The 25,970-nt window shown below is 72.7% G+C and carries 21 protein-coding genes and 1 tRNA gene; 13 read left to right on the top strand and 9 right to left on the bottom strand.

Annotated elements, in window-relative coordinates; all coding sequences use genetic code 11:
- Positions 1-1,734, bottom strand: a complete 1,734-nt coding sequence (gene hutU / locus IM770_RS11005; RefSeq protein WP_203581185.1) for a urocanate hydratase — start codon at positions 1,732-1,734, stop codon at positions 1-3.
- Between the two features lie 114 nt (positions 1,735-1,848).
- On the opposite strand from hutU, the gene IM770_RS11000 reads away from it, so the two are divergent.
- Positions 1,849-2,484, top strand: coding sequence for an HD domain-containing protein (locus IM770_RS11000; RefSeq protein WP_203581184.1), 636 nt, complete (start codon positions 1,849-1,851; stop codon positions 2,482-2,484).
- Positions 2,485-2,872: 388 nt separating this feature from the next.
- On the opposite strand, the gene hutH is transcribed toward IM770_RS11000, so the two are convergent.
- Positions 2,873-4,423: a histidine ammonia-lyase gene (gene hutH, locus IM770_RS10995; RefSeq protein ID WP_203581183.1), complete on the bottom strand. Its 1,551-nt coding sequence runs from the start codon at positions 4,421-4,423 to the stop codon at positions 2,873-2,875.
- 61 nt (positions 4,424-4,484) lie between these two features.
- Here hutH and IM770_RS10990 point away from each other — a divergent pair, with 61 nt between their 5' ends.
- Positions 4,485-5,294 carry an IclR family transcriptional regulator gene (locus tag IM770_RS10990; protein ID WP_239066080.1) on the top strand — a complete coding sequence of 270 codons (810 nt, stop codon included), beginning with the start codon at positions 4,485-4,487 and terminating at the stop codon, positions 5,292-5,294.
- A gap of 18 nt (positions 5,295-5,312) precedes the next feature.
- Here IM770_RS10990 and IM770_RS10985 read toward each other — a convergent pair whose 3' ends face one another.
- Positions 5,313-5,879, bottom strand: a complete 567-nt coding sequence (locus tag IM770_RS10985) for a helix-turn-helix domain-containing protein (protein WP_203581181.1) — start codon at positions 5,877-5,879, stop codon at positions 5,313-5,315.
- A gap of 67 nt (positions 5,880-5,946) precedes the next feature.
- Here IM770_RS10985 and IM770_RS10980 point away from each other — a divergent pair, with 67 nt between their 5' ends.
- Positions 5,947-6,888 (top strand): NAD(P)/FAD-dependent oxidoreductase, encoded by a 942-nt coding sequence (locus IM770_RS10980; RefSeq protein ID WP_203581180.1) that lies wholly within the window; start codon positions 5,947-5,949, stop codon positions 6,886-6,888.
- 73 nt (positions 6,889-6,961) lie between these two features.
- On the opposite strand, the gene IM770_RS10975 is transcribed toward IM770_RS10980, so the two are convergent.
- The 3 genes from IM770_RS10975 to IM770_RS10965 form a co-directional block, all read right to left on the bottom strand.
- Positions 6,962-10,111, bottom strand: a complete 3,150-nt coding sequence (locus tag IM770_RS10975) for a M14 family metallopeptidase (protein WP_203581179.1) — start codon at positions 10,109-10,111, stop codon at positions 6,962-6,964.
- 133 nt (positions 10,112-10,244) lie between these two features.
- Positions 10,245-10,727 (bottom strand): YbaK/EbsC family protein, encoded by a 483-nt coding sequence (locus IM770_RS10970; protein WP_203581178.1) that lies wholly within the window; start codon positions 10,725-10,727, stop codon positions 10,245-10,247.
- Positions 10,727-11,530 (bottom strand): methyltransferase domain-containing protein, encoded by an 804-nt coding sequence (locus IM770_RS10965; protein WP_203581177.1) that lies wholly within the window; start codon positions 11,528-11,530, stop codon positions 10,727-10,729. Before IM770_RS10965 ends, IM770_RS10970 begins: the two co-directional genes overlap by 1 nt.
- A gap of 193 nt (positions 11,531-11,723) precedes the next feature.
- Here IM770_RS10965 and IM770_RS10960 point away from each other — a divergent pair, with 193 nt between their 5' ends.
- From IM770_RS10960 to IM770_RS10950, 3 genes are all read left to right on the top strand, one after another.
- Positions 11,724-12,809 (top strand): Glu/Leu/Phe/Val dehydrogenase family protein, encoded by a 1,086-nt coding sequence (locus IM770_RS10960; protein ID WP_203581176.1) that lies wholly within the window; start codon positions 11,724-11,726, stop codon positions 12,807-12,809.
- A 224-nt stretch (positions 12,810-13,033) separates the two neighbouring features.
- Positions 13,034-14,626, top strand: a complete 1,593-nt coding sequence (locus tag IM770_RS10955) for an AMP-binding protein (protein ID WP_203581175.1) — start codon at positions 13,034-13,036, stop codon at positions 14,624-14,626.
- Between the two features lie 83 nt (positions 14,627-14,709).
- Positions 14,710-15,603 carry a ZIP family metal transporter gene (locus tag IM770_RS10950; protein WP_203581174.1) on the top strand — a complete coding sequence of 298 codons (894 nt, stop codon included), beginning with the start codon at positions 14,710-14,712 and terminating at the stop codon, positions 15,601-15,603.
- A 149-nt stretch (positions 15,604-15,752) separates the two neighbouring features.
- On the opposite strand, the gene IM770_RS10945 is transcribed toward IM770_RS10950, so the two are convergent.
- Entirely contained in the window at positions 15,753-17,003 is a 1,251-nt protein-coding gene (locus IM770_RS10945) for a glutamyl-tRNA reductase (protein WP_203581173.1), read from the bottom strand.
- 17 nt (positions 17,004-17,020) lie between these two features.
- Between IM770_RS10945 and hemE the strand changes: the two genes are divergently transcribed.
- The 7 genes from hemE to IM770_RS10910 all read left to right on the top strand — a co-directional run bounded on the left by hemE (position 17,021) and on the right by IM770_RS10910 (position 24,689).
- Positions 17,021-18,079 carry a uroporphyrinogen decarboxylase gene (gene hemE, locus IM770_RS10940; RefSeq protein WP_203581172.1) on the top strand — a complete coding sequence of 353 codons (1,059 nt, stop codon included), beginning with the start codon at positions 17,021-17,023 and terminating at the stop codon, positions 18,077-18,079.
- Entirely contained in the window at positions 18,072-19,274 is a 1,203-nt protein-coding gene (locus IM770_RS10935; RefSeq protein ID WP_203581171.1) for a protoporphyrinogen/coproporphyrinogen oxidase, read from the top strand. Before hemE ends, IM770_RS10935 begins: the two co-directional genes overlap by 8 nt.
- Before the next feature lie 454 nt (positions 19,275-19,728).
- The gene (gene hemQ, locus IM770_RS10930; protein WP_203581170.1) at positions 19,729-20,412 is read left to right on the top strand and encodes a hydrogen peroxide-dependent heme synthase; all 684 of its coding nucleotides are present in this window, start codon (positions 19,729-19,731) and stop codon (positions 20,410-20,412) included.
- Positions 20,409-21,323, top strand: a complete 915-nt coding sequence (gene hemC, locus IM770_RS10925) for a hydroxymethylbilane synthase (RefSeq protein WP_203581169.1) — start codon at positions 20,409-20,411, stop codon at positions 21,321-21,323. Before hemQ ends, hemC begins: the two co-directional genes overlap by 4 nt.
- Positions 21,320-22,297 carry a porphobilinogen synthase gene (gene hemB, locus IM770_RS10920; RefSeq protein ID WP_203581168.1) on the top strand — a complete coding sequence of 326 codons (978 nt, stop codon included), beginning with the start codon at positions 21,320-21,322 and terminating at the stop codon, positions 22,295-22,297. The genes hemC and hemB overlap by 4 nt, the downstream gene beginning before the upstream one ends.
- Positions 22,294-23,721, top strand: coding sequence for a glutamate-1-semialdehyde 2,1-aminomutase (locus tag IM770_RS10915; RefSeq protein WP_203581167.1), 1,428 nt, complete (start codon positions 22,294-22,296; stop codon positions 23,719-23,721). Before hemB ends, IM770_RS10915 begins: the two co-directional genes overlap by 4 nt.
- A gap of 50 nt (positions 23,722-23,771) precedes the next feature.
- Complete coding sequence (locus IM770_RS10910; protein ID WP_203581166.1) at positions 23,772-24,689, top strand: macro domain-containing protein; 918 nt, start codon at positions 23,772-23,774, stop codon at positions 24,687-24,689.
- A 49-nt stretch (positions 24,690-24,738) separates the two neighbouring features.
- Here the strand turns inward: IM770_RS10910 and IM770_RS10905 are convergent.
- Both IM770_RS10905 and IM770_RS10900 read right to left on the bottom strand, forming a co-directional pair.
- A tRNA-Ala gene (locus tag IM770_RS10905) sits at positions 24,739-24,811 on the bottom strand.
- 66 nt (positions 24,812-24,877) lie between these two features.
- Entirely contained in the window at positions 24,878-25,903 is a 1,026-nt protein-coding gene (locus tag IM770_RS10900; protein WP_203581165.1) for a large exoprotein, read from the bottom strand.
- Positions 25,904-25,970: the final 67 nt, after the last annotated feature.

The following is a 25,970-nucleotide window of genomic DNA, read 5'->3' as shown; positions in this document are numbered from 1 at the left end:
TCAGGCGTCGAGCATCGGCACGGTGAGGCCGCGCTCGCGCGCGACCTCCTTCGCGCGCTCGTAGCCGGCGTCGACGTGGCGCATGACGCCGGTGCCCGGGTCGTTGGTGAGCACGCGCTCGAGCTTCTCGGCCGCCAAGGGCGTTCCGTCGGCGACGGTCACCTGGCCGGCATGGATGCTACGGCCGATGCCGACGCCGCCGCCGTGGTGGATCGACACCCACGCCGCGCCCGACGCCGTGTTGAGGAGGGCGTTCAGCAGCGGCCAGTCCGCGATGGCGTCGGAGCCGTCGGCCATGGACTCGGTCTCGCGGTAGGGGCTGGCGACGGATCCGGCGTCGAGGTGGTCGCGGCCGATGACGATCGGGCCGGACAGCTCGCCCGACGCGACCATCTCGTTGAACTTCAGGCCCGCGAGGTGGCGCTCCCGGTAGCCGAGCCAGCAGATGCGCGCGGGAAGGCCCTCGAAGTGCACGGCGTCGCCGGCCTTGTCGAGCCAGCGCACCAGACCGGCGTTGTCGGGGAAGAGCGCCTTGACCGCCTCATCGGTCTTGCGGATGTCGTCCGGGTCGCCCGAGAGAGCCACCCAGCGGAACGGCCCGCGGCCCTCCGCGAACTGCGGGCGGATGTATGCGGGGACGAAGCCGGGGAACGCGAACGCGCGGTCGAAGCCGCCGAGCTGCGCCTCGGCGCGGATCGAGTTGCCGTAGTCGAAGACCTCGGCTCCGGCATCCTGGAACCCGACCATCGCCGCCACCTGCTTCGCCATGCTGCCGCGGGCGCGCGCGGTGAACGCCTCGGGATCGCGGGATGCCTCGGCCTTCCAATCCTTGAACGCGACGCCCACCGGAAGATACGCCAGCGGGTCGTGCGCGCTCGTCTGGTCGGTGACGACGTCCACGGTGAGCTCGCCGGCACGGTGCCGGAGCAGCACGTCGCCGAAGACCTCCGCCGCGTTGCCGACCACGCCGACCGACAGCGCCTCGCGCGCGTCCTTGGCCGCCCTGACCCGGGCGAGTGCCCCCTCGAGGTCGGTCGTGTACTCGTCGAGGTAGCCGTGCTCGACCCGGCGCGCGAGACGCGACTCGTCGACGTCGACGATGAGCACCGCTCCGCCGTTGAGCGTGACGGCAAGCGGCTGCGCGCCGCCCATGCCGCCGGCGCCGCCGGTGAGCGTGAGGGTTCCCGCGAGGGTCGCCTGCGACGGATCGGCGGCTGAGCCGGTCGAGGCCCCACGCTTCTCGGCGAGGGAGCGCGCGACCGCCGCGAACGTCTCGTACGTGCCCTGCAGGATGCCCTGCGTGCCGATGTAGATCCACGACCCGGCCGTCATCTGGCCGTACATCGTCAGGCCGAGTTCCTCGAGACGGCGGAACTCGGGCCACGTCGCCCAGTCCCCCACGAGGTTCGAGTTGGCGATCAGCACGCGCGGCGCCCACTCGTGGGTGCGGAAGACGCCGACCGGCTTGCCCGACTGCACGAGCAGGGTCTCGTCGGGCTCGAGCTCGTCGAGGGTGCGGACGATCGCGTCGTAGGCCTCCCAGCTGCGCGCCGCGCGGCCGGTGCCGCCGTAGACGACGAGGTCTTCGGGGTGCTCGGCGACCTCGGGGTCGAGGTTGTTCATCAGCATGCGCTTGGCGGCCTCGGCGCCCCAGCTCTTGGCGGTCCGCTCAGAGCCTCGCGGAGCGCGGACCGCCGGCCGTGCCGTGCCGGTGGACGTGTCGATGGTGGTCATGAGGAGATTCCACACGTCTCGCTCCCCGGCGACAACGGCTGTCGCACGGGCGGTGTCTGGCATCGCAGACAGCACGCCCTTGCCCGCTGCGGGTGCTCTTGGTGCAATGGGAGCATGACGGGCGCCGACGCGAGCACCGACCGGGAGCGCGGGCGCCGGCTCCGCCAGATCCTGCGCGAGCACCCCGCGCCGTCCGAGGCGCTGGGTGCGGCGGGCCTCATCGACGGCATCCCCGAGCACACGGCGCTCGCCCGCACGCCGCAGGACCCGACCTGGCACCCCGAGGGCGACGTCCTGGTGCACTCGCTGTGGGCGGCCGATCTCGCGGCGGAGCATGCGGAGCGGACGGATGCCTCACCCGACCTGCGCGAACGGCTCGTGCTCGCCGCCCTGTGGCACGACATCGGCAAGCCCGACACGACGCGCCCGCGCAAGGGCCGCATCACCTCGTACGGTCACGCCGAACGCGGCGCCGAGATCGCACAGGACCTCGGCGCGCGCCTCGACCTGCCGCCCGCGCTCGTGCGGGCGGTCGCCGAGATCATCGCGAACCACATGGCCCACGTCGGCATCCAGGGCGCGCCGAGTGCCAAGGCGGTGCGGCGCCTCGCGCATCGGCTTACCGAGGCCGGCACGTCGCTCGAGGAGTGGGCCGTCGTGGTCCGGTGCGACGGCGATGCGCGCGGCGCAGCCGCACGCCCCGATGCGTCGATCCCGTGGCTCACGGTCGCGAACCGGCACCTCGCCTGAGGCTGACGGCGCGGCACGGTCGGCGGCCCGACCCGACCGCGGCGCCCGTCACCCCTCGGCCGAGACAAGGGATCCACGCCGAAACCGGTGACGACGCCCTCGGTCTCGGCGGAAACGCCTTGGTTCGGCGCGCGGCGCGCGGCGACGCTGTGCGGGCGCTCGCGTCTGAGGCTTGAGCCAACCCGTCATGGCCTACCCGGCGCCCCGTCATCACCTCGCCGAGACAAGGGATGCACGCCGAAACCGGTGACAACGCCCTCGGTCTCGGCGGAAATGCCTTGGTTCGGCACCCGACGCGGGCAGCGAGCAAGCCGCCCAGCGGGGCGGCGCGCAGCGCGCGGCGCGACGCGCCGGGCGGGATCGCCCGCTGCGGTTCGGCGGCGGGCGCTCAGCGCGCGGCGCCGGCGAACGCCGCGTCGGCGACCGCGCCCGACGCGACCAGCGCGGTCACCGCCTCCATATCGGGCGACAGGAAGCGGTCGGGACCGGGTCCCCCGGCGACCGTGCGCACGAGCGCGCGCACGTCGCGCGTCGCCGCTCCCGGCTCGAGAGGCGCACGAAGGTCGAGGGCGCGCGCGGCCGTGAGCACCTCGATCGCGAGCACGCGCGACAGGCCGTCCAGCGCACGGCGCAGCTTGCGCGCCGCCGCCCACCCCATCGAGACGTGGTCCTCCTGCATCGCCGACGAGGGGATCGAGTCCACCGATGCCGGCACCGCGAGCCGCTTGAGCTCCGACACGATGCCCGCCGCGGCGTACTGCGCGATCATCAGCCCGGAGTCGACGCCGACCTCGTGCGCGAGGAACGGCGGCAGCCCGTTGCTGCGCGCGGGATCGAGGGCACGGTCGGTGCGGCGCTCCGAGATCGAGGCGACGTCGGCGACGGCGATCGCCAGGAAGTCCAGCACGTACGCGACCGGCGCGCCGTGGAAGTTGCCGTTGGACTCCACGCGCCCGTCGTCGGTGATCACGGGGTTGTCGACAGCTGCGGCGAGCTCGCGTGAGGCGATGAGCCGCGCGTGGTCCGCGGTGTCGCGCGCGGCGCCGTGCACCTGCGGCGAGCAGCGCAGCGAGTACGCGTCCTGCACGCGCGTGCACACCGACGGGTCGCGGTGGGACGCCACGATCGGCGACCCGGCCAGGAACGCGCGAAGGTTGGCCGCCGAGGTCGCCTGCCCGACCTGCGGACGCAGCGCGTGCAGGTCGGCCGCGAACACGGCATCCGTGCCGAGCTGCGACTCGACGGACATCGCGGCGGCGACGTCGGCCGTGTCGAGCAGCACCGACAGATCGTGCAGCGCCAGCAGCAGCATCCCGAGCATCCCGTCGGTGCCGTTGATGAGCGCGAGACCCTCCTTCTCGCGGAGGACGAGCGGAGAGACGGATGCCGCAGCCAGCGCCTCGGCCGCGTCGAGCTCCTCTCCCCCGGCGTCGCGGACCCGGCCCTCGCCCATGGCCGCGAGTGCGACGTGCGAGAGGGGTGCGAGGTCGCCCGAGCACCCCAGCGAGCCGTACTCCCGCACGATCGGCGTGATGCCGGCGTTGAGCATCGCGGCGTAGGTCTCCACCACGACGGGGCGCACGCCGGTGTGACCCGTCGCCAGGGTCTGCAGCCGCAGCAGCATCAGGGCGCGGACGACCTCGCGCTCGACCTCCGGGCCGGTGCCGGCGGCGTGGGACCGGATGAGACTGGCCTGCAGCTGCACGCGCCGCTCGGGGGCGATGAAGGTCGTGGCGAGCGCGCCGAAGCCTGTCGAGATGCCGTAGTGCGGCTCGGGGTCGTCGGCGAGTCCTTCGACGAGGGCGCGGGTGCGGGCGACGGCGTCGAGGGCCGCGGCCGCGATTTCGACGCGCGCGCCGTGGCGGGCGACGGCGACCACCTGCGCGGGCTCGAGCGGCGCGGCGCCGACGATGACGACGGTCTCGGTCGATACGGTCATGCTCCGATTCCACACCGGCGGGCTTCCGGCCGGCACAGGGTCGTGGCATCCTGTGTCTGCCATGCCAGACACCACAGCGCCCCCGCGGGATCCCGCGGCGCCGCCCCCTCCGCCGATCCGTCCGCAGGTGCCCGCGGCCGACCAGACGCTGCGCATCCTGTCGTTCCTCGCGCGCCAGCGCGGGCCGGTGCCCGCGCGCACGGTCGCAACGGGCCTGGGCATCCCGCGCTCGAGCGTGTACCACCTGCTGGCGACCCTGCAGGAGCACCAGTTCGTGGTCCACCTGCCCGAGGAGCAGCGGTGGGGACTCGGGATCGCCGCATTCGAGCTCGCCGGCGGCTACTCGCGGCAGGAGCCGCTCGCGCGGCTCGGCCGGCCGGTCCTCGCCGACCTCGTCGACCGCACCGGCGAGAGCGCGCACCTGGCCGTGATGCACGGGCGCGATGTGCTGTACATCGTCGAGGAGCGCGCGCCGCGGCGGCCCGCGCTCGTGACCGACGTCGGCGTGCGCCTCCCCGCGCATCTCACGGCGACCGGCCGTGCGATGCTCGCGGCGCTCCCGCGCGAGCAGGTGAGGGCGCTGTTCCCGGATGCCGCCACCTTCGCCGACCGCACCGGCCGCGGTCCACGGCGCCCGGGCGAGCTCCGCGAGCTGCTGCGCGAGGTGCGCGAGCGCGGGTACGCGGTCGAGGACGGTGAGGTCACGCTCGGCATGCGGTCCATCGGCGTGGTGGTGCGCGACCACGCCGGATGGCCTGCCGCCGCGATCGCGATCACGTGGACCGTCGACGGCGGCCGGGACGCGGCATCCGTCTCCCCGCTGGTGACGCAGGCGGCCGACGAGCTGAGTCGTCGCATCGGACGCCGGTAGCTCCCGGGCGAGCACGCCTCACGCCGAGGCGCGGGTGTGCACCCTCGCACCCTTCGAGTTGAACAGGCAGAGCACCTCCAGCAGGTCGGGGCCGGGGTTGGCGAAGCCGTGCGGCACCCGGGTGTCGAACTCGGCGGCCTCGCCCGCCTCGATGACGAGGTCGTCGTCGCCGAGCAGCAGGCGCATACGGCCCGAGATCACGTAGATCCAGTCCCAGCCGGGATGCACGTACCGGCGGATGGGCATGTCAGGGGTCGGCGTATGCACCTGCTTGAAGGCCTCCCACGGGCCGGAGCCACCCGAGAGCGGCACCGTCACGACGCCGCGCTTCAGCCGCGGTCGCGTATGGATGCGCGGATCGCCGAGCGGCGGCGCTCCCACCAGGTCGTCGAGCGGCAGGCGGTAGAGCCGCGCGAGCGGCAGCAGAAGGTCGAGCTGTGCGCGCCTGGCACCCGACTCCAAGCGCGAAAGCGTGCTCGTCGAAATGCCGCTCGCCTCGCTCACCGCCCGCAGGGTCATGCCGCGGGACTCGCGGATCGCCCGCAGGCGCTTCCCGATCCCGGCCAGTTCATCGCGATGCTCCATCGCCGCCCCTCTTGCCGTTCCGGCAACAATCGTTGCGGATGCGGCGGACGATCGCGAGCCTGAACGCATGGGACACAGCGAACCGGAAGACGTCGACGTCGTCATCGTCGGTGGAGGACCGGCCGGGCTCAGCGCGGCGCTCTCGCTCGGACGCGCCCGGCGGCGGGTGGTGGTCGTCGACTCGGGTTCACCACGCAACCGCTTCGCCGCGCACATGCACGGCGTGCTGGGGCACGACGGGATGTCGCCGCTCGCGCTGCTCGAACTCGGCCGCACCGAGGCATCGGGCTACGGAGTCCGGTTCATCCACGGCGACGTGGAACGGGCGCGGGCCGACGACGGTCTGATCGAGGTCGACACGGCGGCCGGCGGTATCCGCACCCGGCGGCTCCTCGTCGCGACCGGTCTGCGCGATGAACTTCCCGCTATCCCCGGCTTCCGAGAGCAATGGGGACGCGGTGTCGTCGTCTGCCCGTACTGCGACGGCTGGGAGCATCGCCACGACGTCATCGGCGTCGTCGCGACCTCGCCGCGCAGCGTGGAGCAGGCGCAGCTGCTGCGGCAGTGGTCGGATCGCACCGTCTACTTCGAGAACGTCGTCGGCGCGGCATCCGCCGACGATCGCGAGAAGCTCGCGCGCCGCGGCATCCGCGTGGAGCCAGGCGCCGTCGACGGCCTGCGCACCCGGGTCGCCGACGGAGAGGCACGCGTGACAGGCGTCGAGGTCGGCGGGCACGTGATCGAGGTCGGCGTGGTCTTCACCGGCCCGACCATGCGTCCGCGCGACGGACTGCTGCGACGGCTCGGCGCGTCGACCACCGCGACCGAACTCGGCGAATGGGTCGAGGTTGACGACGATGGACGCACCTCGGTGGCCGGCGTCTGGGCGGTCGGCAATGTCGTGAATCCCCGGGCGAACGTCTCGGTCTCGCTCGGTGTCGGGTCGCTCGTGGCCGGAGCGCTCAACGCTGACCTCGTCGCAGCGGACATCGCGGCGCTCACCCCGTGAGCGGGTAGTGAACCGGCCTCACGGGCCGGGCCCGGCGAGGGCGGTCCCGGCCGCGGAGGCCGGGCCCGCACGCTCAGCCGGCGAAGTGCGCCAGGATCCGGGCGGCCACCTCCGCTCGCGCCTCGTCGGACTCGAGCTGCTCGAGACCGAAGCCGAACATCAGCGTGTCGGGCGTCGCCGTGGTGCTGTAGAACGGCCCCTCCGCGTCGTAGCGGAAGAAGTCCGCCGAGTTGCCCGGGCTCGACTCGGGCGCTCCCAGCACCTGCCATTCGCCGGTGCCGGTCTCGAAGCCCTCGACCTCGGTGGCGGTCCCGCCGACGACGAGCGCGGTGTCGTCGACCATGAGTCCCACCTCGCCCGTGAACGGATCGGTCACGTAGCTCACGACGATCTCCACGTCCTGTCCCGCGTACGCCGACAGGTCGAACGAGGTCGGGATCCAGCCGCCGGAGTTGCCCGTGAACGAGTTCCAGTCACCGGTGAGCCCCGTCGGCTGACACGGGTTGCCCGGCGTGAGGTAGTTCGCCAGCTGCGGGTGCATCTCGATGAAGAAGTCGCCCTCGCACTCGGCCGGAACCTCCGTCGAGGTCGCCCCGTTCTCATCCGCCAGCGTCGTCCAGTCGTCGGTGCCGGCGACGCGGGCCTCGACGATCACGTGGTCGTACCCGAGCTCGGTCCAGTACGAGATCTTCGCGTCGAAGGTCGCCGTCTCGCCGGGAGCGAGCGCCGGCACCGAGTAGGTGCGCGACAGCCGCTGATAGCCCTCGTCGATGTGCGAGGCGAACATCGCCCACTCGCCGCCGACCGGGATGAACGGCCCTGACGGCGACAGGTACTCGGCCGCCGCCCAGCTCTCGAACTGCGGGAACTCCTCGACGGGGAGCACGTCGCTCGTCACCGTGAGCTGGCCGGCCTCGTCGACGGGGTTGTCGGCGAGAGCGGGACCGCCGAACAGGGCCTCGAGGCCCGTGAGCGGCTCGGCGATGCCCGAGATCCCGGCGCCCGAGACGGGGGTGCGGTCGTACGCGCCCAGCCAGTACTGCGTGAAGTCGTCCGCCAGCAGCAGGCAGTCCGCGAAGAAGTCCGAGGTCACCACGCACTGCTCGTCCGGCGCGCCGTCGAGGCCGTAGTAGATGCCGCCGAGCGCGGCCCCGAGCTGGCCGTAGTACGCGGCGGTCTCGCCGCCGAAGGCCAGCTTTCCGCCCTCGTTGAGGAAGTCGCGCACCGCGATCGTGAGGTACTGCTGCCGCTCCGCGACCGACAGGTCGGTCACCGCGCCGAACAGATACGTCTCGGTGAGGACGTCCTCCTCGTCCTGTGTGAGCCGGTTGTCGCCCAGGTACCAGAGCACGGCGTCGTAGTGGCTCAGCACGCCGAGGTCGTGCGGCACGCCGTCGGCGTCCACGTCCCAGACGTCGGGCGTCACGCCGTTCGCCTCCAGCGCCGCGACGTGCTCGTCCAGGTACTTCGGGCCGTCGTCGCGCGGCTCCTCCTCCGGGTTGTAGCCGGTGTAGTCCTCGTTGGCGATCACGAGCACGGAGCTGCCGGTGTCCTGCGCCACCTCGTAGGTGAAGTGCTCGCTCTCCACGCGCTTGGGCGCACCCGGACCCTTGAGGTCGCGGGCCGCGGGTTTCGCCGAGAACCAGACCTCCACGCTGTCGCCGGCAGCAGCGCCGGTGACCGTGCCGCGGAATTCGGCGTAGTAGTCGGTGTTCTCGTCGCCGTAGCGCTCACCGCCCTCCCACTCGTCGACGGGAACAGTGACGGTGTCGCCGCCGTCGACGCGGTAGTTCATCTCGATCTTCCGGAGGTCGCGCTTGGCCCACACGGCCACCGTCTGCGGATCTCCGTACGAGACCGCGAACGTGTCCACCCGGAAGTCCTCGGCGTCGCGTCCGACGACCGAGACCGGGTCGTCGGGGTCCTTCGCCGACTCGGCGACGGCGAGCGCGAAGGGGATGTTCTTCTCGAACTCCGCCTGGATCAGCTCCTCGTCATCGGGGAAGTTGAAGCCGCTCTGGCACTGCTCCGCCTCCCACTCGTCGTCAGGCACCGAGTTCGATGCCGACTCGCAGGTCGCCATCTCGGGGGTGAAGCCGAGGGTGCCGTACGCCTCCTGCGCGTGGGAGTCGGTGTCGCCGTTGGTCGTGTAGAGCTCGGCCGACAGATCCGGGTCGTACCCGGGCACCGCCGGGTCGGCGTCGTCGCCCACCATCGCCTCGTAGATCACGTCGTCGGGCGACGGCGTGGCCACCTGCCAGCCGATGCCGTGCAGCAGCAGCTCGGCGGCCGAGTGGTAGTTGACGAGGAACTCGGGCGTGAGATCGGCGAAGAGCGCGTCGAGCGCCTGCGTCTCGGGCTCGGAAGCCGGCGCCGGACCGCGGTACGTGTCGGACGAGGGCGACGGCGAGGATCCCTCGTTGTCGTAGCCCCACCTCGTCGGGAAGTTGCGGTTGAGGTCGACGCCGTCCCCCGCCGTGATCTGGCCGTCGCCGTTGTTGTCGCGGAGGTTCTTCCGCCACAGTCGCTGCCCGGGCTCGAAGGTGTGGTCGTAGCCGTCGGGGTTGGCCACCGGCACGAACCACAGTTCCGTCGTGTTGACGAGGTCGGTGATGCGCTCGTCGCTGCCGTACGACGTCACGATGAGGTTCATGAGTCGCCGCACCATCTCGGGGGTGATCCACTCACGGGCGTGCTGGGCACCCACGTACACCGTGGTCGGCTTGCTGCCGTTGTTCTGGCCCTTGGCGTTCTTGGTCACCCGGACCGCACCGATGTCCTGCCCCTGCGTCGTCTGGCCGATGACGCGGAAGCTCGCGATCTTCGGGTACGCGGCGGCGACGTCCTGCAGCTCCTCGAGCAGCCCGCCCTCTCCGCTGTACATGCGGAACACGCCGTCTTCCGCAGCGAAGGTGCGCAGCTGCGCGCCCGGCGCCTTCTGCTCGAGCGCCGTGCCGCCCTCCGCCAGCGCCGCGGCCTGGTCGGGACTCAGGATCACCTGCACGCCGAGTTCGCCCGGCGTGTCGCTCTCGGTGGTGACGACCTCGTGCCGGTCCACACCGAGATCCACGATCGCGGCCAGTCCCTCGGCATCCACCGATCCCGTGTAGACGGCGAGCGCGTCCGCCGGCGGCGGCGGCTCGGGGCTGGCGACGGCCGGAGTCACGGCGATGGCCGTGAGTATCAGGGCCGCGGAGGTGGCGACGGCGAGCTTGCGGATCATGAGCTTCCCCCTGTCACGCGTGCACGAAGACCGGGTACGGCGAGTCCGCCGCCCACGGCGCGACACGAACGGTCAACTTCTACCTCTCGACGGACGGGCCGTCAATAGGAGGAGGCGCACGCGGAACGCGGGCTCAGTCGACTTTGGCGACCGTGCCACCGGTGAGACGCACCAGTTCGTCGTACGTCATCGGGAACACGGTGTGCGGCGTGCCCCCGGCAGCCCAGATCTCGGGATACGCGGCGAGATCCTCGTCGACGACGGTCGCGAGCGGCGACGGATGCCCCGTCGGAGCGACGCCGCCGATCGCCTGGCCGGTCGCCTCGCGGACCTGCTCCGGCGTCGCGCGCTGGATCTTCGCGCGGCCCAGCCGCGCGGCGAGCGCCGCCGTGTCGACCCGATGCGCGCCGCTGGTCATGACGAGCAGCGGCTCGCCGTCGCTGAAGAACACCAGGCTGTTGGCGATCGCACCGACCTCGACCCCCAGCGCCTCGGCGGCCAGCGCCGCGGTGGATGCGGCATCCGGAAGCACCACGATGTCACCGGGGATGCCGGCGGCTCGGATCGCGTCGTGGACGAGGCGGCTGCGGGCGGGCAGCGAGGCGGGCGCGGTCATCAGCTCTCCTGACGCGGGCCGTGGGCGAGGATCTCGCCGTGCGGCAGCAGCAGCCAGCCGTCTTCGGCGGCCGCCCATTCCCGCCACCCCTCCGAGATGCGCTGCAGCAGCGCGTCATCGGCGCCGGTCGCACGGGCGGATGCGGCGAAGGAGGACTGCAGCACCCGGTCGGCCCACATGCCGCCCCACCATGCCCGGTCGCCCTCGTCCTCGAAGAGCCAGAGCGACGCGGTGGCGCGGATGTCGGAGAGTCCGGCCTCGCGGGCCCAGGCCTTGAGCCGTCGCCCCGCGGCCGGCTCGCCGGCGACGCTGCGATGGGTGGCGAGGTACAGCGCGAGCCACTCGTCGAGGGCAGGGATCAACGGGTACCAGATGACGCCCTCGTAGTCGACGTCGCGCGCGGCGACCAGACCGTCCGGCCCCGCGACGCGGCCGAGCTCGCGCAGCATGTCGACGGGGCGGTCCACGTGCTGCAGCACCTGGTGGGCGTGCACGACCTCGAACTCGCCGTCCTCGAAGGGCAGGGCATAGGCGTCGCCCATCTCGAACGACAGGTTCGGCGCCGAGTGGTCGGCCGCGGCCTGCGCGACGACGTCGGCGGCGGCATCCGTCCCCACCACACGACCGGGGGCGACGATCAACGCGAGATCCGCGGTGATCGTGCCCGGACCACTGCCCACGTCGAGGATCGAGACGCCCGGACGGAGGTGCGGCAGCAGGTAGGCGGCGGAGTTCTCGGCGGTGCGCCAGCGGTGCGACCGCAGCACGCTCTCGTGATGGCCGTGGGTGTAGGCGTCGGGCATTCTCCGATGCTATCGACGGCCGGCACAGTGCTGATGACTGCGCAGTGCCCGTCGCATCCATGGCGCAATCTGCGCACTCGCCGTCGGCATGGTTGAACAATCCGCCGAACCGGTGTGGAATGGGAAACGGATGCCGCAACGCCGCGGCGTCCGCAGCGCACCGCCCACGAGGCCCGCCGAAGGAAGTATCGCGATGACGCACACTGTGCCCTCCCTGCCCCTGCCCGATTTCTCGCACGAACGGGTGGAGGTGATCACCGGGCGGCGCAGCGGACTGTTCATCTCGGTCGCGCTGCACTCCTCGGTTCTGGGGTCCGCCCTCGGTGGGGCCCGCCTGTGGACCTACCCGCACTGGCGCGACGCGCTCGGCGATGCGCTGCGACTCTCCGCCGCGATGACCCTCAAGAACGCCGCGGCCGGCCTCGACGCGGGCGGCGGCAAGTCCGTGATCGCGCTGCCCCCCGGAACCACCCTCGATGCCGACCGCCGTCGCGCGGCGTTCCTCGACCTCGGCGACGCCGTCGAGTCGCTCCACGGTCTGTACCGCACCGCCGAGGACGTCGGCTCGACGACCGACGACATGCTCGTCGTGAGCGAGCGCACGGAGCACGTCGTCGGCCTTCCCGACGCGGTCGGCGGATCCGGCGAGCCGGCCGGACCCACCAGCCTCGGCGTGTACGAGTCGCTGCGCGCCACCCTCGAGCGGGTCGCCGGCGTGTCGGACGTCGCAGGGCGCCGCATCACCGTCTCCGGACTGGGCCAGGTCGGCAGCCGTCTGGCGGTGCGGCTCTCGGCGGAGGGCGCGCGGCTCACGGTGACCGACGTCAACCCTGCCAAGCGCGACCTGGCGGCCGAGCTCGGCGCGGACTGGATCTCGCCGGGCGAGGAGCACCTGGTGCCCGCGGACGTCTTCGTGCCGGCCGGCATCGGCGGGCTCCTCACCGACGACGTGATCGACGCGCTCGACGCGAAGGCCGTCTGCGGTCCGGCCAACAACCCGCTGGCCGACCACAGCGGTGCAGACCGACTGGCCGGGCGCGGCATCCTGTACGCCCCCGACTTCGTCGTGAACGCGGGCGGCGTGATCTACCTCGACCTCGAGGCGAAGAAGCTGGGTTCGCGCACCGAGATCATGGAGCGCGTCGCGCACATCGGCGACACGCTGCGCCGCATCTTCGACGAGGCGGAGGCGCGCGGCGTGACGCCGCTCGAGGCCGCTGAGGGTCTCGCCGCCGAGCGGCTGGCCGCCGGTGGGCGCCAGCCGGCGCTCGCCCACTGACGGGGCGGTCTCCACTCATCGGCTCTCGCGCGTCCGGTCGTCCCCTCGGCGGCCGGACGCGCGGTATGGGCGCGACATTTTCGCAAGGTCGCACGCCGTGAGACTGCGTTCCACAGATCGCGGAATCGCGTGCCACATTCGCCGGCCCGGATGGCATGATGGTCGCACGGCGCGCCCCGGGGTTCGCCGTTCTGACCGTATGCCGCCCGATCGAAGGAGATCCGGTGTTCACCAGTTCGCATCCCGATGTCGAGATTCCCGAGCTCAGCATCTACGACTACCTCTTCTCGAGCCTGACGGACGAGGATCTGGGGCGCATCGCGCTCATCGATCCCGCCACCGGTGCCGAGACCACCTACGGCGCGCTGCGCACGCAGGTGAATCTCTTCGCCGGTGCGCTGGCGGCCCGCGGCGTGGGCGTCGACACCGTCGTGGGCCTGCTGTGCCCGAACGTGCCCGCGTTCGCGACGGTGTTCCACGGCATCCTCCGCGCCGGCGCCACCGTCACCACCGTCAACTCGCTGTACACGGCCGGCGAGGTCGAGAAGCAGCTGCGGGATGCCGGGGCTACGTGGCTCGTGACCGTGAGCCCGCTCCTCCCCCAGGCGTCCACCGCTGCCGAGGCCGTCGGCATCCCGCACGAGCGCGTGATCGTGCTCGACGGCGCCGCCGGCCACCCGAACCTGCGCGAACTGCTCACCGAAGGATCCGCGGCGCCGGAGGTCTCGTTCGACCCGGCCACGCACGTGGCGGTGCTCCCCTACTCCTCCGGAACGACCGGCGTGCCCAAGGGCGTCATGCTGTCGCACCGCAACCTCGTGGCGAACGTCGCGCAGTGCCGGGTCGCCCTCGACCTCGCCGAGACGGATCGCGTGCTCGCGGTGCTGCCGTTCTTCCACATCTACGGCATGACCGTGCTGCTCAATCTCGCCCTGCGCCAGCGCGCGAGCCTGGTGACGATGCCGAAGTTCGACCTCGTCGAGTTCCTCACGAACATCCAGAAGTTCCAGTGCACCTACCTGTACATCGCACCGCCGATCGCCGTCGCCCTGGCGAAGCACCCCGTCGTCGACCAGTTCGACATCTCGAGCGTGCACACCGTGTTCTCGGGGGCGGCCCCGCTCGACGGTGAGACCGCCGAGACCGCCGGCCGCCGCATCAATGCGCGCATGATGCAGGGCTACGGCATGAGCGAGCTCAGCCCGGTGTCGCACGCGATGCCGAACGACCGCTACGACATTCCGGTCAGCTCCGTCGGCGTGATGCTGCCCAACAGCCAGAACAAGCTCGTCGACACCGAGACGGGCGAAGAGATCACCGAGGTCGGTCCCGACGGCGTCACGAAGCCGGGCGAGCTGTGGGTCAAGGGCCCGAACGTCATGCTGGGCTACCTCAACCAGCCCGAGGCGACGGCCGAGACGCTCGACGCCGACGGCTTCCTGCACACCGGCGACATCGCGGTGTACCACGAAGGCGGCTACTTCTCGATCGTCGACCGCGTCAAGGAGCTCATCAAGTACAAGGGCTACCAGATCGCGCCTGCCGAGCTGGAGGCGCTGCTCCTCAGTCACCCGAACGTGATGGATGCCGCGGTCATCGGCGTGCTCGACGATGACAGGCAGGAGATTCCGAAGGCCTTCATCGTGCCGGCGCCCGAGTCGGGCCTCACCGAGGACGAGGTGATGTCGTTCGTCGCCGACCAGGTCGCACCGCACAAGAAGGTCCGTCGCGTCGAGTTCATCGAGGCGATCCCGAAGTCCAGCGCCGGGAAGATCCTCCGCAAGGACCTGCGCGCACGCGAGGCCGCGACCGTCTGATCCACGCGAAGGGCGGACGAACGGATGCCGCGGCGAACGCGTTTCGCCGCGGCATCCGTCGTCGCGGCCACTAGTTTGGCGCCATGGAAGGACTCTGGCTCGCGGCGCTGAGCGGTCTGATCGGCGGCGGCACCCTGCTGATCGGGGCGGCGGTCGCGTGGTTCGTCGACATCCCGCAGCGCATCGTCGCCGGCATCATGGCCGTCGGCGCGGGCGTCCTGATCTCGACGCTCGCGTTCGAGCTCGTGGAGGAGGCGGCGGAGGACGGCGGGCTGGTCCCCACGACGATCGGATTCCTCGGCGGCGCGATCCTGTACATCGTGGCCGACCAGCTGATCTCGCGTCGCAGCGCGAAGTCCGGTGCGGGCGGCCCCGCCGGGGCGGGCTCGGCTGCGGCGGGCGGCTCGGCCGCGGCGGGCGGCTCGGCCGCGGCGGGCGGTGCGGTCGGCGCTTCCCCGACGGGCGGCGCGTCGACGACGGAGTTCTCCGACGGCGACGACATCCCCGCGAGCATCGTCGCGCGTCGCGCCGGCGCGCGGGCGGTGAGCGGGGCGGGCCTCGTGATCGCGGTCGGAGCCCTCATCGACGGCATCCCGGAGTCCATCGTGATGGGTCTCTCGGTGCTGCAGGGCGGCATCAGCATCCCGATCGTCGCGGCGATCGCGATCAGCAACTTCCCCGAGGGCCTCGGCTCGACCGCGGCCCTCAAGCGCGGCGGATCGAACGCGGCCTACGTCGCGAAGCTGTGGATCGGCATCGCCCTCATCACGGTCGTGGCCTCGGTGCTCGGGTATGTGGCCTTCCAGTCGGCCCCTCCCAACCTGATCGCGCTCATCACCACGATCGCGGCGGGCGGCCTCCTGGCGATGGTCTGCAACACGATGATCCCCGAGGCGTTCGACGAGCAGCACGCGCTCACCGGGCTCTGGGCGACCGTCGGCTTCCTCGGCGCCTTCCTCCTCCACGAACTCGCCTGAGCGGGCCCCGGGTCCGCGGTCTCGCGGTCTCGCGGTACGCCCGTCCCTTCATGCGTCACAACACGCGGCATCGACCACACGATCCCGCGTGTTGCGCCACCCGAAGCCGCACCGACGCGGCCCGGGGCCGGGCGCCGGGCGGGCGGGGGTCAGGCCGTGGCCCAGAGGCCGTCGTCGTCGGCGTCCGATCCGGGCGCCTCGACCGTGAGACCGTGGAGCAGCTCGAGCGCTGCGCGCGCCTCGTCGATGCGGCCCTCGACCGCCAGCTCCTTGATGCGCACCGAGGGTCGGTGCAGCAGCACGCCGGCCAGGTGCCGCAGGGCCGCCTCGACGTCGTCGCCGGCGCCGCGTGAGCGAGCCCGCGCGATCTCGCTCTCGACGATCTTGAGCACGTCGCCGCGCAGTGCCGTGATGGCGGGGCCCGACTCGCGGTCCGCGTGGAACTCGGTCGCCGCATCGCCCACGATCGCGCGCGCATCGGCGTGCGCGTTGAACTCCTGCAGCGGTGCGTGGAGGCGGATCGTCTCGAGGTCGAGCAGCTCCACCGCTTCGACCGTGCCGACGGCAGGGTCGACGTTGCGGGGCAGGCCTAGGTCGATCACGAGCACGCGGTGCCCGGGAACGAACGCGTCCGCGTGCACGACGGCGTCCGCGGTGCAGGTGATCACGACGTCGGCCTCGGCCGCCGCGGCGGCGAAGTCCGCGACCGGAAGCAGGCCGTGCTGGGCGGCGAACGCCCCCGCACGACCGGACGGCGAGAAGACGTGGATGTCGCCCGCGCCCCGGGCGCGCAGCGCGTCGACGGTGCGGGCGGCGTACCGGCCGGTGCCCACGAGCACGACCCTCGCAGCGGACCAGTCGGCCACGCGGCTGGAGGCCAGTTCGAGCGCCAGGCGGACGAGCGACCGGTGCGCGCCGCGCAGCTGAGTGCGGTTGCGGACGCCGCGGCTGGTGTGGGTCGCCTTCTGGAACAGGCGCTCCAGCTCGCTGCTGGTCAGGCCGTCGGCGCGAGCGGCGTCGAGCGCGCGGCGCACCTGACCCGAGATCTCGTCTTCGCCTACGACCATCGACTCCAGGCCGCTGGTGACCGCGAAGAGGTGGGCTGCGGCATCCGCCCCCTGATGCACCGCGACCGACGCGCGCAGCAGATCCACGGCCACGCCGGATGCGTCCGCCATCGCTTCGACCACGGACTCGACGGCGACCGCTTCGCCGCCGGTGAGCGGCTCATCGATGTCGAGGTACGCCTCGAACCGGTTGCAGGTCGCGAGCACGACAGCACCCGAGACGAAGAACTCGTCCTCGACGAGGGCGCGCGTCGCCGCAGGCGCCCCGACAGAGAGGCGCTCCAGGACGTCGAGGCTCGCGTTCCGATGGTTCGCGGTCAGACAGAGGAGCACGACTCTAATCTTAACGTGTGTCTTTGCATGACTCTCACCCTTCCGTTCTCCAGAGAAACGATCCGCCCGCGCTGATACGCGCGTACCGCGGCGAAAGGCCGTCGCGCACGCCCGTGTGGTTCATGCGGCAGGCGGGCCGCTCGCTGCCGGAGTACCGGGAGTTGCGGGTCGGCACCGACATGCTCGACGCGTGCCTGAACCCCGAGCTGGCCAGCGAGATCACCCTGCAGCCGGTGCGCCGTCACGGGGTCGACGCGGGCATCTTCTTCAGCGACATCGTGATCCCGGTGCGCCTCGCCGGCGTCGACGTGCGCATCGTCGCCGGGCGAGGACCGGTGCTCGAGAACCCCGTGCGGACGGCGGCGGATGTCGCGGCCCTGCCCCCGCTCGACCCCGCATCGCTCGCCCCCATCCGCGAGGCGGTCGCGCTCACGGTGGCGGGCCTCGGCACGACGCCGCTCATCGGCTTCGCCGGCGCGCCCTACACGCTGGCGTCGTACCTCGTCGAGGGCGGCCCGTCGAAGGAGCAGCTCAAGACCCGCGCGCTCATGCACTCCGACCCCGAGACCTGGGCCGCGCTGCTCACCTGGTGCGCCGAGATCACCGGCGCGTTCCTGCGGGCTCAGCTCGAGGCCGGCGCGTCGGCCGGGCAGCTGTTCGACTCGTGGGCGGGCTCCCTCAGCCTCGCCGACTACACCCAGCACGTTGCGCCGTTCTCGACCCGGGCGCTCGACGCCGTGCGCGACCTGGACGTGCCGCTCGTGCACTTCGGCGTCGGCACCGGCGAGCTCCTCGCCGCGATGCGCGACGTCGGCGTCGACACCGTCGGCGTGGATTGGCGTCTCCCCCTCGACGAGGCCGTCCGGCGGCTCGGCCCGGACGTCTCGGTGCAGGGCAACATCGACCCCGCCCTGCTGCGCGCGCCCTGGCCCGTGCTCGAGGCCCACCTCGTCGACGTGCTCGAGCGCGGCCGCGCCGCCCGCGCCCACGTGCTGAACCTCGGCCACGGCGTGCCGCCCGACACCGACCCGACGGTCCTGACCCGCATCGTGGAGTTCGTCCACACGCATGGCTGACTTCTGCGTCGTCGGCGGCGGGGTGGCGGGGCTCGTCATCGCCCGCCGCCTCACCGCGTCGGGCGCCGCGGTGACGCTGTTCGAGGCATCCGACCGCCTGGGCGGCACGGTGGCACGGCATCAGGTCGGCGGGATCGGATTGGATGCCGGTGCCGAGAGCTTCGCCGTCCGCGGCGGCGCCGTCGCGGCCCTGCTCGGCGAGCTGGGCATGCAGGACGACATCGTCGCACCGGCCCCGGGACCGGCCTGGCTGCAGCCGGTGACCGGCGACGCCGTGCCGCTCCCGGCGACGGCGCTCCTCGGCATCCCCGCGGACCCGCTCGCCGACGACGTCGTGCGGGTGGTGGGACGGGTCGCGGCCGAGCGCGCGGCACTCCTCGACGCGCGCCCCGGCGACGAGGTGCCGGCCACCCTCGGAGAGCTGGTGCGCCAGCGGATGGGCGACGACCTGCTCGACCTCCTCGTCGCGCCGGTCGTGCACGGCGTGCACTCGCAGCACCCCGACGAGCTCCCCGTCGCCCGCGCGCATCCCGGGCTCGCCGATGCCGTCGCGACCGCGGGATCGTTGAGCGCAGCGGTCGCCCGGCTCCGCGCGGCGGCACCGCCGGGCGCGGCGGTCGCGGGCATCCGCGGCGGGATCAACCGGCTGGTGCCCGCCCTCGCCGAGGACTTAGAACGGCGTGGCGGCGACCTCCGCCTCGGCGCGCGCGTCGACGACCTCGGCGCGCTCGACGGCACGGTGATCGTGGCCGCTCCAGGCGTGGCCTCCCCCGCTGCACCGGGTCGCCGCATCGACCTCGTGACCCTGGTGGTGGAGCAGGAGGAGTTGGATGCCGCGCCGCGCGGCACCGGACTCCTCGTCGCCGCCGGGGCACCGGTGGGCGCCCGCGCGCTCACCCATGCGACCGCGAAGTGGGAGTGGCTCCGCGATGCTGCCGCCGGGCGCCATGTGGTGCGGCTCTCCTACGACCGGACGCCCGCGGACCCGGTGGCCGCGGCGGTCGCCGACGCCGAGACGCTGCTCGGGGCGCCGTTGCCGGTCGTGGTGGACGCGGCGCACGTGTCCTGGGTGCGGCCGGCCGCGGCATCCGTCCCCTCCGGCCTCGTGGTGGTCGGCGAGACCGTCGCGGGCTCGGGTCTCGCCGGGATCATCGCCCACGCCGAGCGCACCGCCGCCGACCTGCTCGCCCGCTGAGCCGGGGTCGCGACCGCGTCCGGGGCGTTTCGTCTCGCTCGTTCCTCGCTCGCTCAACGGCCGGGGGTCGCGACCGCGTCCGGGGCGTTTCGTCTCGCTCGTTCCTCGCTCGCTCAACGGCCGGGACCCGGCGCCCGCTGACGCATTCCGCTCGCCCGCTGACCCGGGGTCGCGACCGCGTCCGGGGCGTTTCGTCTCGCTCGTTCCTCGCTCGCTCAACGACCGGGCCGGGAGCCCGCTGACGCATTCCGCTCTCTCGCTCAACGGCCGGGACCCGGAGCCCGCTGACGCATTCCGCTCTCTCGCTCAACGGCCGGGACCCGGCGCACCGGCCGTTGAGCGGAGCGCGCTCTGGCGCGCGCAGACGAAACGCCCGAGGTTTCCGACGGTCGGGTCACGGGCTCGAAACGGCGCTCACGGAAACGGCCCACCCAGGGGGTGAAAAGATAGACCTATGACCGACGTCGCGGCGAACTCCCCCACTGAAACCCTCGGCTACACCCTGTGGGCGGTCTTCCGCCGCGACGCTGCCCGCCCCGCCCCCGCCGGCGACCTGACGGCCGCGGTCGCCGAGGTGGAGGCATCCGGTGTCGTCGTCCGCGGGTTCTACGACGTATCGGGTCTTCGCGCGGACGCCGACCTGATGATCTGGCTCACCGGGGTGGGCGTCGCCCCCGAGGCGCTGCAGACGGCGCTGCGCACGCTGCGCCGCGCGGAGCCGCTCGCCTCGCTCACGCCGGTCTGGAACGCGATGGGCGTGCACCGCGACGCGGAGTTCACCGCGAGCCACCTGCCGGCGTTCATGCGCGACAAGGATCCCGAGGCCTGGCTCACGGTCTACCCGTTCGTGCGCTCGTACGACTGGTACATCCTTCCCGACGACGAGCGCCGCCAGATGCTCGCGGACCACGGCCGCAAGGGCGCCGCGCACCGCAGCGTGCTGAGCAACACGGTCGCCTCCTTCGCCCTCGGCGACTACGAGTGGATCCTGGCGCTCGAGGCCCCCGAGCTCGTCGAGCTCGTCGACCTCATGCGCGACCTGCGGCAGACCGAGGCCCGTCGCCACGTGCGCGAAGAGGTGCCGTTCTACACCGGCCGCCGCATCGGCCTCGACGAGATCGCCGAGGTGCTCGCGTGACCACCCTCCGCATCGGCACGCGCGGCAGCACGCTCGCGCTGACGCAGACCGGCATGGTCGCCGACGACCTCGCCGACGCGTACGGCGTGACCACCGAGCTCGTCACGATCACCACCGACGGCGACCGCTCGAACGAGCCGCTGTCGCGCGCCGGCGGCACCGGGCTCTTCACGGGCGCGCTGCGCGACGCCCTGCTCGCCGGGCAGTGCGACGTCATCGTCCACTCCCTCAAAGACCTCCCCACCGCGCCGCACGACCAGCTCGTGGTCGCGGCGATCCCGGCGCGCGAAGACGCGCGCGACGCGCTCATCGCGCGCGACGGACTCACGCTGGACCAGCTTCCGGCGGGGGCCCGCGTCGGCACCGGGTCGCCTCGCCGCATGGCGCAGCTGCGTGCGCGTCGGCCCGAGCTCGAGGTCGTCGACATCCGCGGCAACGTCGACACCCGCATCGGCAAGGTGACGAGCGGAGAGCTCGATGCCGTCATCCTCGCCGCCGCCGGGCTCACGCGCATCGGCCGCACCGACGTCGTCACCGAGTTCCTCGACGCCGACCGCTGGCCGACGGCGCCCGGACAGGGCGCGCTCGCGGTCGAGGTGCGTCGCGGCGAGGAGCACCTCGTCGACCGGCTCGACCACGCCGAGACGCGCGTCGCCGTCGAGGCGGAGCGCGAGGTGCTCGCCCTGCTCGAGGCGGGCTGCTCGGCGCCCGTCGGCGCGCGCGCCGTCGTCGACGCCGGACTCCTCCTGCTCTCTGCGAGCGTCTACAGCCTCGACGGCGCCACGAAGCTCACCTCCTCGCACGCGGGTGTCTGGCCGGACGACGGGGATCCGGCGCGCGAGATCGCGGCAGACGTCGCCCGTGAGCTGATCGATGCCGGCGCGGCCGGCCTGACCGGAGAACGCCCGTGACTCACCGCGCACCCGACCGCCCCCGCCGCCTGCGACAGAGCCCGGCGATGCGCCGGCTCGTCGCCGAGACCCGGCTGCACCCGGCGGAGCTCGTCCTCCCGATGTTCGTCCGCGAGGGCGCGACGGAGCCCGTGCCGATCTCGTCCATGCCGGGCGTCGTGCAGCACTCGACAGACAGCCTCAGGAAGGCGGTGACGGATGCCGCGACCGCCGGCATCGGCGGCATCATGCTGTTCGGCGTGCCCGAGCACAAGGACGCGGTGGGCTCCGGCGCAACCGACCCCGACGGCATCCTGAACGTCGCGACGCGCATCGCCGCGGCCGAGGTCGGCGACGCGCTCGTCGTGCAGACCGACCTGTGCCTCGACGAGTTCACCGACCACGGCCACTGCGGTGTGCTCGACGCGAAGGGCTACGTCGACAACGACGCCACGCTCGAGCGCTACCGCGAGATGGGCGTCGCGCAGGCCGAGGCCGGCTCCCAGCTGCTGGGCCTCAGCGGCATGATGGACGGCCAGGTCGCCGCCGTGCGCGACGCACTCGACGTCGCCGGCTTCGGCAACACCCCGATCCTGGCGTACGCGGCGAAGTACGCGTCGGCCTTCTACGGACCGTTCCGCGAGGCCGTGCAGTCGTCCCTGCAAGGCGACCGTCGCACGTACCAGCAAGACCCGGCGAATCGCCGCGAGGGCGCACGCGAGCTCGACCTCGACCTCGCCGAGGGCGCCGACATCGTGATGGTGAAGCCCGCGATGAGCTACCTCGACGTGCTGGCCGACGCCGCGGCCGCGAGCCCCGTGCCGGTCTGGGCGTACCAGGTGTCGGGCGAGTACGCCATGATCGAGGCCGCTGCGGCCCACGGCTGGATCGACCGACGCCGCGCGATCGAGGAGTCGGTGATCGGCATCCGCCGCGCCGGCGCGGACGCCGTGCTGACCTACTGGGCCCTGGAGCTTGCGGAGTGGATCCGATGACGACGAACGAACAGGAATTCGCCCGCGCCCGCGGCGCCATGCCGGGCGGCGTGAACTCGCCGGTGCGCGCCTTCGGGTCGGTGCACGAGACGCCCCGCTTCTTCGTGTCGGCGTCGGGGCCCTACGTCACCGACGTCGAAGGCCGCGAGTACGTCGACCTCGTCGGCTCGTGGGGCCCCGCGATCCTCGGGCACGCGCACCCTGCCGTCGTGAAGGCGGTGCAGGATGCCGCGGCCCACGGCCTCGGCTTCGGTGCGAGCACGCCGGGCGAGACCGAGCTGGCCGAGCTGATCGCCGCGCGCGTGACGCGCCCGTCGACTTCCTCGCCCGTTGAGCGAGCGAGGAACGAGCGAGACGAAACGCCCCGCGCATCCGAGCACTCGTCGGCTGACAGCGTTTCGTATCGCTTCGCTCGCTCAACGACCGGGGGCGATCACCCCGTGGAGCGCGTGCGCCTCGTCTCGACCGGCACGGAGGCGACGATGACGGCCATCCGTCTTGCGCGCGGCGCGACGGGGCGCGACCTCGTCGTGAAGTTCGCCGGCCACTACCACGGGCACTCCGACGGCCTGCTGGCAGAGGCGGGCTCGGGCGTCGCGACGCTCGCGATGCCGGGTTCGGCCGGCGTCCCCGCGCCCATCGCCGCGCAGACGCTCGTCATCCCCTACAACGACCTCGATGCCGTCCGCGAGGTGTTCGCGGCACGCGGCGACGACATCGCCGCGGTCATCGTCGAGGCCGCGCCCGCGAACATGGGCATCGTGCCGCCCGCGCACGGCTTCAACGCTGCGCTCGCCGACATCGCGCACGGCCACGGTGCGCTGCTGATCCTCGACGAGGTGCTGACCGGCTTCCGCGTCGGGCCCGCCGGCTGGTACGGCATCGACCCGGTGCCCTTCTCCCCCGACCTCGTCACGTTCGGCAAGGTCGTCGGCGGCGGGCTGCCGCTCGCAGCCCTGGGCGGCTCCGCCGCGCTGCTCGAGCTCCTGGCCCCGCTCGGCCCGGTGTATCAGGCGGGCACGCTGAGCGGCAATCCGCTGGCCGTCGCGGCCGGACGCACGACGCTCGACCACCTCGACGCCGCCGCGTACGCCCGCATCGACGCCGCCGCGGCGACGATCGCCGAGGCCGCGGCATCCGCCCTCTCCGAAGCCGGCGTGACCCACGTCGTGCAGCGCGCGGGCAACCTGTTCTCGATCCAGTTCGCCGAGACGCCGCCGGTCGACTACGTCACGGTCAAGGCGCAGGAGGCGTTCCGCTATCCGCCGTTCTTCCGCTCGATGCTCGCCCAGGGCGTGTCGCTGCCGCCGTCGGTGTTCGAGGCCTGGTTCGTCTCGGCGGCGCACGACGACGCCGCTGTCGGCCGCATCGTCGAGGCGCTGCCCGCCGCCGCGCGCGCCGCCGCCGAGGCCACGCCCGACTGACCCCGCGGCGCCGGGCGCCGGGCTCCCGCGTGCCAAGGCAGGATGGTGCCATGACCACGCTCGTCGCCGTGCAGGGCGACATCACCGCACAGACGACCGACGTGATCGTCAACGCCGCCAACAACGCCATGCGGGGCGGTGGGGGCGTCGACGGCGCGATCCATCGCGCCGGCGGGCCGGAGATCCTGCGCGACTGCATCGCCCGCTTCCCGAACGGCCTCGCGACCGGCGACGCCGGCTGGACCACCGGCGGCGCCCTGGCAGCGCGCTGGGTCGTGCACACGGTCGGACCCAACCACGGCGCAGGGCAGCGCGATCGCGGGCTGCTGGAGTCCTGCTACCGGCGCTCGCTCGAGGTCGCCGGCGAACTCGGCGCCCGCAGTGTCGCTTTCCCACTGATCAGCGCCGGCGTGTACGCGTGGCCGCGCGAGGAGGCGATCACCGTCGCCATCGACACGATCGCACGCACGTCCACCCCTGTCGAAGAGGTGCGGCTCGTGGCCCGCGACGACTCCACCCACCGAAAGATCGCGTCCGCGCTGCGGATGTCGACATCCGTGCGCATCCTCCAGGGCGTGCGCGAACTGCACCGCCGCGGGTATCACACGCTGCGCGTCCGGCCGGGCGTCGCGCCGTCCGGCCTCTACTGGCGCGCGGTCCTGATCGACGACGCCCACCCCGACGATCACCCCATCCACTACACGTCGGGCGACGAAGCCCGGTTCGCCGGGGGCACGGTCGACGCGATGTCGACGCCGCACGAGGTGGCCGAGCTGATCAGGGGCGCACTGCCGCACCTCGAGGCGACGAACGACGCCCCCGGCTACGCGGCATGGTTCGCGGGCCTCCTCGCGGCGACGGAGACGGAGCACGATCTGCCGGTGGCGTTCGCGGAGTACTTCGACGACACCGACGGCTGGGAGATCGGCTGGGGAAGCGGCCTGCGCTACCCGAAGCCGCCCCGCTGAGCCGGCCGAGAAACCGAGAAGCCCCCGCGATGCGGGGGCTTCTCTTCGGTGGACCTGAGGGGAATCGAACCCCTGACCTCCTCGATGCGAACGAGGCGCGCTACCAACTGCGCTACAGGCCCGTGAACCTCGAAAACACTATCACGGTTCGACAGTCGCTCCGAATCGCCGGGACCCCGTCGCGGGCGCTATTGACCGGCCGCGCGGCGGGTCAGAAGCTGCCGCACGTGCGCCTCGATCTCGGCGTCGTCGACGTACCCCATGCGGGCGTAATCGCTCTCCGACGCGACCGGACGCGCGGTGCGCGCGGCGTCGATCGACGGCGGCGGCTCGGGGGCCGTGCGGGCCAGCATGGCCTCCTCCAGGGCCGCCTGCCGCAGGGCCGCGCGCGCCGCTTCGGCGTCGAGCACGGCGGCCGCGCGGGAGCCCGCCGAGGCGGTGAGCGGCCGCGGGAGGTCGCGGGGGGCCCACGCGCGCTGCTCGGGCTCGAGGGTGACGTCCTGGACTTCGGCGACACGGCGGGGTGCGGCATCCGTCGCCCGCGACTCGGCCCGTGCGGCCACGCGCGACAGGCGACGGAGAACGACGGCGGATGCCGAGACCATCGCCACGCCGACCCACATGAGCGCCTGCATCCCGGTGGTGACCGTCTCGAAGACCCCCCACGCGGTCAGCCCGAGGCCGAGCACGCCGATCACGGTCGACAGGAGCCGGAAGCGGCGCCGGGCGCGCGCGCGACGCGCCTCCGGAAGGGCGCGGGCGGCGGCGAGGTCGCTGCGGGCAGCGGCCTCGGCTGCGGCCCGCGCGGCGCGGGCGCGCTCGAGATCCACGCGAACGGCCGCCTCGGCGGTGACCCGATCCGTGCGGGCACGCTCGCGTTCGACGCGGGCGGTCGCCTCTGCCACCTCGCGCTCGGTGCGAGCGCGCTCGAGATCGAGACGCGCGCCCTCGAGCGCCGCGTGTTCCCGCTCGGCCAGTGCCCGCTTGGCGAGTCGCTGCTGCGCCGCTGCGGTGCGCGCGTTGAGTTCGAGGCGGACCTCCTCGGGGGTCTCGCTCGTCTCGGCGAGAACGCGCAGTGCCTGGTTCAGGCGGACCGCGTTGCGCTCGGCGGCGTCGAACTGGCGGCGGCTGTGCCACGTCGGCAAGAGGTAGACGAGCCACAAGACCACGGCGACGAGAACGATGACTCCCCCGCCCAGCACCTGCCCGCCCATGCAGACCACGGTAAGGGACCGGATGCCGCGACCCCTGGTATCGGGTCGCGTGTCATGAAAGCCGATC

This window comes from Microbacterium hibisci (assembly GCF_015278255.1).
GTDB lineage: Bacteria > Actinomycetota > Actinomycetes > Actinomycetales > Microbacteriaceae > Microbacterium > Microbacterium hibisci.
This window is presented reverse-complemented; position numbering and strand designations above follow the sequence as displayed.